The sequence below is a fragment of the Flavobacterium frigidarium DSM 17623 genome (assembly GCF_000425505.1).
Classification (GTDB): Bacteria; Bacteroidota; Bacteroidia; order Flavobacteriales; family Flavobacteriaceae; genus Flavobacterium; species Flavobacterium frigidarium.
The window spans coordinates 1-10,896 of the sequence record NZ_AUDO01000004.1 but is presented as its reverse complement, the minus strand read 5'-3'; the positions used below and the strand labels follow the sequence as shown (position 1 = coordinate 10,896).

The following is a 10,896-nucleotide window of genomic DNA, read 5'->3' as shown; positions in this document are numbered from 1 at the left end:
CTAGTTTCTTCAAAAAGACTTTCCCGACCATTTATAAGGGAAGGTCTTTTTGAAGTTCAAGATTTCAAGATATGTATTCCGTAGAACAAAAAAACGATACTAATAAAAATAGACGGCCACTATCAAAGTGGGCCGTCTATGGTTTTAAAAGAAAACACTAATTAAAACAGTTTGTACCCATATTTTGAAAATTAGTACAGATTTCAAAAGCTTTTTGAGATTTTAATTGTGCAGTACCACCCAAAATAATGGATTGCAATTTGGCTTCGCTATCCTTATAGCTACGTACATTTTGGTAGTAGCCTGTTACAGCGTTGTACGCTCCAAACAAAGTTCCTTTTGTCGTGTTCATTTGTTGTGTTTCGCTTGTCATAGCATAGGCAAAAGCATCTTCAACGGTATTCTTAAAAACTGTGGATATTTCGTCCTCATTTCCAGCTTTAAGATGTTGTAAGGTTTCTTTGTTGGGGCAAAGTGCGAATTGGATCATTTTTTTAACCTCATGATCGTGCACTTTTACTTTTGCCCAATTATTAAAAATGTCTTCTAACTGATTGCTAAATTGGTTTGCTAATCCCATTACTTTGTGCGCATTCTCCAAACGTTGTTTAGCTCCTGAAGTATGGCGTATGCGTACCACATTACTCATATTGCGCAGCGAAGCGTTTAGGGTATTTTGGCAAACAATCCTAACGGGTGTAAACGCTGCCGTAATGCTTCCGCTACCATCGTGTGAAGTAGTGAGGAAAATATATTTTTCTGTAACATCATCACCATTGCCCACACGAATATAGTCTGGTAATTTAGCCGTAATAAAAATACGTTCTCCATTTCCTAAAGCGCCTGCAGTCTCGTACAAAATCCCATCAGTACCACCTACAATGGAATCGAAGAAACTAAATGCTTCACGATTTTGTACGATGTGATAGTCTTTACCGACTACACCCAAAACGGTATTGTTATCCGTGCGGATTGTAGCAAAATAATTGGGTACGTTGACCTCATTGTTTATTATCGCTAAATTGTCAGTAGGATCAATTATGTTTGACGCCTTGGTATAAAGCGGACTTTTTGTAACTTCATAATCAAGTCCTGCGTGGTTAATTGCTTGCGCGCTTGTTGGATAGTCTGTTACTATTTGACCCAAACCGTGCCAAGCTTTTTCTTGTACGCTAAAAAAGGAATAACGTCCTGTTCTTTCGTTGAAATTTAAATTGTGTGCCATGATATTAAAATTTAAGAGTTAAAAAAATGATTAAGTATTTAGTGTTAAAATGGTAGGTCATCTACAGGCTCCTCTAGGATGATCTTTGTGTTTTCTTGTTTTACGACGGCCTGTGCCTGTTCTATTTTTTTACTACCTCCATGTAATTTAATAGTCGAGGCATGAAAATTTAAACTAGCTCTTAGTTCTCCGTTAGTAGCAGTCCAGGCTCTTGTACTCACTCTTCCTGTTAGCTCTACTAAAGCCCCTTTAAGGAGTATTTTGGCAACATTTGGACTTATCCAGTAGGAGCAATCAAAATAGCTAGTTTGCTCTATGCGTTCGCCTTGCTTATTTCGGTAACTATCATTAATAGCTACTGAAAAATTTACCACTTTTCTCTCCTGCGGTGTTGTGTATACTTCCGCATCCCTTGTTAATCTTCCGATGATGTTCATGATTTTTACTTTTTAGATTTATTGTTTAAATTAATTTATTCGGTAATGAGAGGAGGTGCTGTTTTGTTTCACTCTAATTCCATTATAAATAGTATAAAATTTCATTGTTGACATTTTTTTTATTCGTCCAAAGAACCGGAGTATGCTATGTTTCGTTTCGAGAGCATAAAAGGTTAGTGTTTAGCAAAAACAAGGTTTTATCAAATAAATACAACCCGAATGGGTGGAGATTTTTTGATAAACCCGTAGGGCTTGACCTTTTTTTTGCGTAAAAAACACTAGTATACCTTTGCTCTTGAAGTGGAACAAAAGCATACTGGTTTTTGAATAGTAATAGACTGGAAGCAGGGTTGTAAAGAAGATTATTTGGGATTACAAAGAAAAAAGCGACTCTTCAAATAAGTACTGTATAATGTTATCCATCCACTATTTCTCCAAAATAATAAAATGGCTATGGAAGCCATGTAAAAGGATCTTGAAAATTATACGTAGTTAGTGGCTTTAATTTTCAAGATTATTTTATCAATTATCCGACTAAGCTCTTTTATCCTGAAGCGTAGCGGAAGTATAAATGTGCTTTGAAGATTGGAGTTAAGTTGAAATTGAGCGAAGTATAGATTTGACTGTTCTAAAAGTTGATTTTTGAAAAAAGGTGATTAAAGTTGTACTATAAATTAATGTGAACTGCCACTAGAGGACAAATAATACCATTGCTAATCAGGTATATAAAGAACTCAATTTATCTCTATACTTTAGGGTAAAAGAAGTACTACCAAGTTATTTGCGAAATTTTATTTTGGATCATTCAGTAGTTTTCTATTTGTAAGAATATGTAAGTGAAGTGAATAGCTAGTTAAAACTAAAAGGAAGAGAGAGTTGTATTGTTTAAACTTTTAATAAGAGGAAATTATGAATGACATGGTAACGAAAGAAGATTTGAGGCAGTTTGGTTTGGAGCTATTATGCAATATCGGTACTTTAATGACACAGACTAGGGAAGTTCAGAATGAAATAGTAGACCAAGAATGGATAAAAAGCAAGCAAGTCAGGCTATTAATGAATATGTCTCCGGGATCTATTCAAAATTTAAGAGTGACCCAAAAAGTACGATATAAAAAAATACTCGGCTCGTACTACTATAATAAAGTGGATCTCCTTAAACTTTTTACAGATGAAAGATGCAAATAAAAGTAGTAAGGATAGTTTGATGAATACTTTTTTGATTTATATGGAAGATCCTCGATTAAACGTTTGGCATTTCGCGCTATTACTTGCTATACTTAGTTTGGGTTATAAGCAGGGACAAATGCAAAATATTAAAGTGAGTCGAAGTAAAATCATGGCACTATCGCATATTAATACGATACCAACCTATCATAAGTATTTTAAAGAATTACAGAATTTAGGATACATCGAATATTTTCCTTCCTACCATCCCGGTGTTAAAAGTGAAGTCTATCTGAAAGACAAAAAGGTTGCTCCATGATGGTAGCAACCTTTTTGCGTTTTGAAATAATATGTTCCAATTGTCTTCAAGTTCTAGATAATAAACAGTATTTGCTGTGATTTCAAGATAAGTGATACTTCTGTTTGATTTTTTTTATCTCCTTTTCTAATCTGGTAAGGATGGCTAGATCTGACTCACACATTACTGGATCCGTTTTATTTATCCGTTTATTAAGCAATGCCATTTCCCGTCCAACTGTTACTTGCTCGGTAATAGCGTAGGCTTCTGTCTGCTTCACAGAGGAATGTCCAAGCATTTCCTTCACAACATTGATCGGTACATTGGTTTGTAACGTAACAGTTCTTCCGAAGGTCCTGCGAGCCATGTGTGTATTGAGAGTAAAAGGAAAAGCACACAGTAAAGCAATCTCCTTCAAATATTCATTCATTTTTTGGTTTGAGGCTACAGGCAAGACAGTGCCACGTTGTATACAAAGAGGATGATCTTTATATTTATCGATTATTTTAAGTGCTTGCGGTAGGAGAGGAACATTAGTTGCAGAGCCTGTTTTTTGTCTTTCAGACATGATCCACGATTGTTTATCGACACCCACTTTAATATCAGTCTTTTTTAATTGATATACGTCGATATAAGCTAATCCCGTGTAGCATTGAAAGACGAACACGTCTCTAACTACATTGAGTCTATCAGTACTAAAGTAATGTCGTTCTAACTCATATAATTCCTGAGTTGAAAGAGGCTTTTTTATAATTTTTGATTTTTTAGCTTTAAAGTTCTTAAAAGGATCTTTCAGGATAACTTCATTATCAATAGCACGAAGTACTATTTTTTTAAAGTTAGCGATATATTTTAAGGTTGTATTATTGCTGCAATTGCGAACAGAACGTAAGTAAAATTGAAAGTCTTTTATAAATTCGAGATTCAAATCAGAAAAATCAAGATCTTCAGCATTAAATTTAAGTCGAATAAAAGCTCGTAAATGATTAATAGTTATAGTAAAACGGTCGAGAGTTCCTTTTGCGTATCCTTTACCCAGCAAAGCCGTCATTTCATCATTATGCTTTTGGAACTCTTCAAGTACTTTGACTCTCGCGGCATTTTTCCCTAAGATGTAATCCATAACTTTCTGAGCAGTAATAACTTTTCCGTTATACATGTTCTCTGTTTTGTACTCATTAATTTTCAACGTAAGAGACTCTAAGAACATATTAATAGATTTCGCATCTTCTTTAGTTCCGATTGCTCTTTCTAGTTTTTGATCCCAACGTGAGATATCCCATTTACGTTTCGTAGATGTTTCTTTAGGTATCCCATCTACTGTAATTCTAAGATAAATGGTTCTAATTTTACTTTCATTGCGGGGGATTTTCAAAAAGAAAACCAGCCCAAAACTGCTTTCTAACATAATTCAACTTTTAAGGTTAATAAATGTAGAATTATAACGTCAAAAAATCAAGTCGTTAAGCACGTTAACCCCTGTGTGTATAAGGGTTTAACTCATATTCTGTGGCACATTTTCGAAAAACACAAATGTGCCACGATTCTGCCATAGAAACTTTGAGCGCTTTTATAAATTTTGACAAAGTGCAGAAAATGAAAAAAGCCTGCAAATCGTTGGATTTGCAGGCTTAACACTTTTTTTGAGGACTTTTGAAAAGATTGAAAAACTTTCATTTTTTAATCTTAATCCCTTTTAGTGGGGAGAGTAGGATTCGAACCTACGAAGACGTAGTCAGCAGATTTACAGTCTGCCCTCGTTGGCCGCTTGAGTATCTCCCCGAGGCCTTTGATAACAACGTTTGTTGTTGTTGTTAGCGGTGGCAAATATAGGAACACTTTTCGTTTCTACAAACATTTTTGACACTTAATTTTGCATTATTTTTCATAATATTTTTAATGTATTGGAAGTGAATAATATAAAAATATTATTTTTTAATTTTATATTTCAATAAACTATAATTAGTACCATTTTAGGAATAATTTAGAGGTACGTTATATGCGAAGTGTGATGTAACGCGTCTTTTTTCTATGTACTTTTTACTGTTTAGATAACATTTGGTCATTAATTGATTAAAACATGTATGACGTGAAACTTGATTACACATTTTAATTAGAGTAGAATACTATATAAATAAAAAAACCTCCACTAGGGAGGTTTTAAATATGTTATATGATAATTACCTTTAAGGTCAATCTTATTTGCTCAACAGCTCTAAGACTTTTGCTTTTAATTCTGCGCCTCTAAGATCTCTAGCAACAACTTTTCCAGATGCATCTAATATAAACGTTGCTGGAATCGCTTCTACTTTGTATTGTGCTGCTATAGGTTCGTCCCAAAATTTTAGGTTTGAAACATGAGTCCAAGTAAGCTTGTCTTTTGCTATAGCTTCTTTCCATTTAGCAGCGTCTTTGTCTAGTGAAACTCCTATAATGTTTAATCCCTTACTATGCAACTCATTGTACATAGCGACAACATTAGGGTTTTCTTGTCTACATGGACCACACCAAGACGCCCAAAAATCAACAATAGTTACTTTTCCCATGCTCTCCTTTAAAGAAACAATTTTTCCTTGCGGATTAGGAGCTGAGAAATCAGACCTTCATTTAGCGTCACCAACAGCAGGTGCAGCAGCTCCAGTTGTAGGCGATTTCATTTGGTCTAATTTTGTTTTAATTTCTTTTCCAGGTTTAGTGTTCTTTAAAGACTCATCAAAACTGTTGTAAATTGATTCTGTCTTTTTAATATCTGCAGATGGATCATTAGCCATTCCTTGTAAAATTAATGCACTAATCAATGATTTAGGGTGCGTTTCAGCATATTTAATATACTTTGCTTTAGATGAAACAGCTACTTCTTCTTGAAGTTTAGAGAATTGTTGCATTAAGTTATTAATGACAACAGTATCTTTATTTTGCTGAGCCGTATTCATAGCTTGCATATTGTTTGTTTGAAAATCCATTAATTTCTTTTGAACTACTTTGATTTCCTCGTTAAATTTAACGTATTCGTCATTGTTATATGTTCCTGAAACTTTCGATTTTTGGATACTGTCTTTATCGATGACAACTGAGATGTCACCATTTTCTAAAATGAATGGTACTTTACCTTGAACACCTTCAACTTGTAATGTATGGAAAATAGGTTCTGTTGCTTTACCTTCAATTTCAAATTTTTCGTTTTCAACTTTAACTGTGTCAACAGCTATCATTCCCATACCATTAGCGTCTTGTGTTTCAACAATAATGGTTTTACCATTTTCAATCCCTTGTGCAGTTCCAGAGATAGTGTACTTATCTTTATTGCATGAAGTGAATACTACTGCAGCAGTAAGGAATAAAATTAATTTTTTCATTATAAATTAGTTAATTGAGTTAAGCTGCAAAAGTATTTAATTTTATCAAAGTTTAAATAATTTTATCAGCTAATTTTTTGTTATATTTTAGTATTATTATATTATAAAACTTTCATTTTGTAAACGATATGGAGAATTATAAAAAGATTGTGACAAATGCTTCTCAGCATCACGATAATAATTATTCAAACATAATTATTAAATTCAGACTAAATTAGGGTGAATAGCATTTAAATTTGTAAAATGTAATTCTTTAAACTATTTTCAATATTTCTGCTTGAGTGAGGTCTATATCGCTTTTAGCTTGTTCGATTTCATTGCAAGTAATTTTAATGTCAAGTACAATCAGCCTAAGATCTTTATTCAAAGCAGAACAAGAGGGATTCTTTTCTAATTCAATACTAATTTGGTTTTTTTGAACTTCAAGCACTTGGAGTACTTCCTTTGCCCGTTTGAGCTGCATCTTGTGTAATAGCAGTTTTTCTTTCACGATATAATGTAGTTTTGGTTTTTTGGAACTGCTAATATATTAAAACCAACGATATTACATACTATAATTAGTACAAAATATCGATTTTTATAAGATTAAAATGTTAAAATATTAAATAACAATGTTAATTTAAAACCAAAATTAGCTTTTAATCGTAAATTACATCAAACACCTACTCGTTTTATTTTCAGTTTATTGAGGTTTTGTTGCCGGTTGGTTTAAGCAATTCTTAGATATAGCACAAAAGTTTTTATTTAAATAATCTTGATCTATATCAATTTTCAATAATTATTTATATCTTTATATTATTAAGTATAATGAAAAAACCTACAATTATTATATTAAATATCAACTACTAAATACAACGATATGATTTTTTTTGCCCCAACTCAAAGAAAAGGTTCTATTAACATTCTGTGTAAAGAATGTTCAAGTGCTAACCTGAAAGGTTTGGCATCCTATTTACCACTCTTAAATTTTGTCAATTTTGATTTTCTACTTTATAAATCAATTATATACGATCCTTTAATCTAATAAGGTACATATTTTTTAATGTAGTCTAAATTCTTAATTGCTACTTTTTTTAATTTATACATAATGCATCTAACGATTTAAAATCGATTGGGTGAGGATCTTTACATACTAATCTGAAATTTACTATCCCTCATAGCTTTTAAAATTATTAGAAATATTATTAATTCAACATTTATTTAATAATCAATAAACGAGCTCTTTAAATGAGCGTTTGATAGAATACGCATACAAATACCACAAATACCACAATCATTTATTTTCTAATTTAAACTGTTTTTTATGAGTAACTCTACTTTAAAAAATGTCAGTATTAATATAGTAAAGTCATTGGGTTTTGCCTTTGTATTATTGCTACTATTATCTGGCCCACAAGTTTTCGGCTCCACAAACAAAAAAAATTACGACAAGTACAGATTAAACCCTGGAATACCTGTACCAAATACTAAGGTACCACTAGTTAATAATACTGTATTTGATCAGTTGCAAGCGACTGTTCTAAATGATGTGGGCAGTTTGACACCACTTTGCTTGGGTCAAGTAGAAGATATTGGAAATTTAGTCGACAGTAATTTTAATAATTTTTCTAATATCAGTATTACTGGAATAGGTTGCAATGCCATTTTAAGTGTAAAAGATGCTAATGATACGTATGTTGCTGGAACATATGCTGGATTTAGAATAGGAACTGAAGGTTTGCTTCGGGTATCTTTAGGCGCTAGTGTACAAATTAGAACATATGATAATGGTACTTTGAGGGAAACATACAACGCGGTTAATTCGCTTGTAAGTATTAATTCAAATCTTTTAAATGCAGACGGAACAGCTACAATAGGATTTATAACAAGTTCGCCTTTTGACGAAATTAGAATTGAGTACACATCACTACTTTTAGATGTTCTTAGTAATTACCGTGTGTACAATGCTATAATTCAACAATTTTCTGCTCCAAGTAGTACTGATTTCGAATGCAATACAAAAACAGACTGGTCTAACCCAGATTTCCCAGTGGCAATAAGTGCTGCCAATACGGGATTCTTGACTGGAATATGTGTTGGTTGTTCAATCAGTAATATTGATAATGTAATTTCGGAGAGTACTTCAGATTTTGCGTCGCTATCCATGGTTGCAGGAATTGGTAACAAGGGAGCAGTTGCTGTCAAAGACGTTATCACTAATTATACTGCAGGAACATTTGCCGGTTTTAAAGTTAGCTCTGCAGGACTTTTACAAGCTTCGATAGGTGCTACAGTCGATATTGTTACTTACCTAGATGGAGTTGAGCAGGAAACTTATCCGGCAATTACGTCTAGTATAGGTATAAACTCTAGTTTAATTGATGGAAATGGTAATGCTATTCTCGGCTTTGTCACGACAAAAGAATTTGACGAAATTAAGATTGAATATACCTCTCTTCTAAATGTTTTGTTCAGTTCCCAGATATATGGGGCGGTAGTGGAAAAATTTTGTGATGGAGATGATTTAGCTTGCAATACAGAAACTAGTTTAATAAATCCTGACTTCCCTGTAGTTATCAGTAATGAAAATACTGGCGTAGGAGGTGTTTTAAATATAGGTAGTTCTGTAAACAATGCTGAAAATTTAATATCTGAGAGTGAAACAGATTTTGCTACTTTAAATTTGGCTGCTGGAGTTTTAAATTCGAATGTTGCTATTGCTGTCCAAAATGTACTGGGAAGTTATCCTGTAGGAACTTATGCAGGATTTAACATAGCAACAAGCTCATTACTCAATGTAGGTTTATTAGGTGGTTTCTCTATAAAAACATATAACAATGGCAATGAGGCGGAGACATTCTCAGGACAATCTATTCTTGCTACAGTGGGTAGTTCATTACTGACAGGAAGTAATCGTTATTCCATAGGAGTTGTTGCTACAGAAGAATTTGATGAGATACGTTTGATTGCTGGTAATCCTATTGCAGGAGTAAATCTTGGAACTATTAATGTTTATAATGCTTTTGTTAAAAGAGTTTGTACGCAACCTATTGAATGTGATGCCACGTATTATTTAAATGATGGTGTTAACGGCTTTCCAGTTATAGTGAATAGTGAAAATACAGGAATAGGGGGTATTGCATGTGTAGGATGCTCTGTTAATGATACTCAAAATGTGATTTCGAGTGACATTAATGACTACGCAACTATTAATACTACAGTTAACGCATTAGGAAGACCTTCAATTGCTGTTAAGGATATATTGAATACTTTTCCTATTGGTAGTGTTGCAGGATTTGCGATTCAAGATACGAATGGACTAGTGGCTTTAGACCTACTTAGTTCTTTACAAATCAGCACCTATTTATATGGGGTTTTACAAGAAAGTGCCACTGACGGAGATTTACTCAATTTAACAGTGATCGCTGATATTTTTGGTTCTTCTGCAGGACGTTATAATGTAGGTTTTAAAACTACGAAGCGTTTTGACGAAATTAAAATTAGTTCAGCTGCTGTAGCGAGTGTTCTAAATAGTATTCGTGTTTACGGAGCATTCATTGATACAAAAACTGCTAATGATGCCCTATTGGGATTTACATGTAATTCTGCTCCAATAGCAGTAGATGATTCAGCAACAGCGACCACAGAAGTTCTATACAGTTCAACTGCTACATTACAATCGAATGACACCGATGCAGATGGTGATACGTTAACTGTGACAGCTGGAACATTCACAACGGCAGAAGGCGGAGAGATCATAATTGCTGCAGATGGAAGTTACACCTATCAATCGGCAACTGGTTTTATTGGAACAGATTCTTATGTGTATACGGTCGGAGATGGACAAGCAACTGCTACAGGAACGGTTATGTTTACAGTGAATGCTCAATTAAATTCAGCTCCAGTTGCAGTGGATGATTCAGCAACAGCAACTTCAGAAGTATTGTACAATTCAACTGCTACATTACAAGCGAATGATACCGATGCAGATGGCGATACTTTGACTGTTACAGCGGGAACATTTGCCACAGTAGAAGGCGGAGAGATCATTATCGCTGCAGATGGAAGCTACACCTATCAATCGGCAACTGGTTTTGTAGGGACAGATTCTTATGTATACACTGTTGGAGACGGACAAGCAACTGCTACAGGAACTGTTACTTTTACAGTAAATGCTCCAGTAAATTCATCTCCAGTTGCAGTGGATGATTCTGCGACAGTGACTTCAGAAGTATTATACAGTTCAACTGCTACTTTACAATCGAACGACACCGATGCAGATGGTGATATTTTAACTGTGACAGCGGGAACATTTACCACAGCGGAAGGTGGAGAGATAATTATTGCTGCAGATGGTAATTATACTTACCAATCGGCAACTGGTTTTGTAGGCACAGATTCTTATGTATACACTGTTGGAGACGGACAAGCAAC

Annotated in this window: 7 protein-coding genes, 1 tRNA gene and 1 pseudogene; 2 read left to right on the top strand and 7 right to left on the bottom strand. The window is 33.9% G+C overall.

Translation table 11 applies throughout. From position 1 onward, the window contains the following. Positions 1-157 precede the first annotated feature (157 nt). Together H603_RS0102360 and H603_RS0102355 are read right to left on the bottom strand one after the other, a co-directional pair. Positions 158-1,225 carry a DUF932 domain-containing protein gene (locus H603_RS0102360; protein WP_026707078.1) on the bottom strand — a complete coding sequence of 356 codons (1,068 nt, stop codon included), beginning with the start codon at positions 1,223-1,225 and terminating at the stop codon, positions 158-160. A 44-nt stretch (positions 1,226-1,269) separates the two neighbouring features. Continuing rightward, the gene (locus tag H603_RS0102355; protein WP_026707077.1) at positions 1,270-1,662 is read right to left on the bottom strand and encodes a single-stranded DNA-binding protein; all 393 of its coding nucleotides are present in this window, start codon (positions 1,660-1,662) and stop codon (positions 1,270-1,272) included. A 1,171-nt stretch (positions 1,663-2,833) separates the two neighbouring features. On the opposite strand from H603_RS0102355, the gene H603_RS0102345 reads away from it, so the two are divergent. Continuing rightward, positions 2,834-3,148: a hypothetical protein gene (locus tag H603_RS0102345; protein WP_245576075.1), complete on the top strand. Its 315-nt coding sequence runs from the start codon at positions 2,834-2,836 to the stop codon at positions 3,146-3,148. Positions 3,149-3,230: 82 nt separating this feature from the next. Here the strand turns inward: H603_RS0102345 and H603_RS0102340 are convergent, their stop codons facing one another. The 5 genes and pseudogenes from H603_RS0102340 to H603_RS0102320 all read right to left on the bottom strand — a co-directional run bounded on the left by H603_RS0102340 (position 3,231) and on the right by H603_RS0102320 (position 6,973). After that, positions 3,231-4,535 (bottom strand): site-specific integrase, encoded by a 1,305-nt coding sequence (locus H603_RS0102340; protein WP_026707074.1) that lies wholly within the window; start codon positions 4,533-4,535, stop codon positions 3,231-3,233. 292 nt (positions 4,536-4,827) lie between these two features. Beyond that, positions 4,828-4,909, bottom strand: a tRNA-Tyr gene (locus H603_RS0102335). Between the two features lie 416 nt (positions 4,910-5,325). Then, positions 5,326-5,712 (bottom strand): annotated as a pseudogene (locus tag H603_RS0102330) (TlpA family protein disulfide reductase); the annotation flags it as partial. A gap of 18 nt (positions 5,713-5,730) precedes the next feature. Further along, a complete protein-coding gene (locus H603_RS0102325; RefSeq protein WP_026707072.1) occupies positions 5,731-6,483 on the bottom strand; it encodes a DUF4369 domain-containing protein in 753 nt (250 codons plus the stop codon). 253 nt (positions 6,484-6,736) lie between these two features. After that, a complete protein-coding gene (locus H603_RS0102320) occupies positions 6,737-6,973 on the bottom strand; it encodes a hypothetical protein (RefSeq protein WP_026707071.1) in 237 nt (78 codons plus the stop codon). An 813-nt stretch (positions 6,974-7,786) separates the two neighbouring features. Between H603_RS0102320 and H603_RS0102315 the strand changes: the two genes are divergently transcribed. After that, positions 7,787-10,896: Ig-like domain-containing protein (locus H603_RS0102315; protein WP_026707070.1), on the top strand; the 3,110-nt coding region annotated here is incomplete at its 3' end.

Excerpts from the sequence above, each read along its gene's own strand:
- H603_RS0102360 (WP_026707078.1), bottom strand. The coding sequence starts at position 1,225 with ATGGCACACAATTTAAATTTCAACGAAAGAACAGGACGTTATTCCTTT.
- H603_RS0102355 (WP_026707077.1), bottom strand. The coding sequence starts at position 1,662 with ATGAACATCATCGGAAGATTAACAAGGGATGCGGAAGTATACACAACA.
- H603_RS0102345 (WP_245576075.1), top strand. The coding sequence starts at position 2,834 with ATGAAAGATGCAAATAAAAGTAGTAAGGATAGTTTGATGAATACTTTT.
- H603_RS0102340 (WP_026707074.1), bottom strand. The coding sequence starts at position 4,535 with ATGTTAGAAAGCAGTTTTGGGCTGGTTTTCTTTTTGAAAATCCCCCGC.
- H603_RS0102325 (WP_026707072.1), bottom strand. The coding sequence starts at position 6,483 with ATGAAAAAATTAATTTTATTCCTTACTGCTGCAGTAGTATTCACTTCA.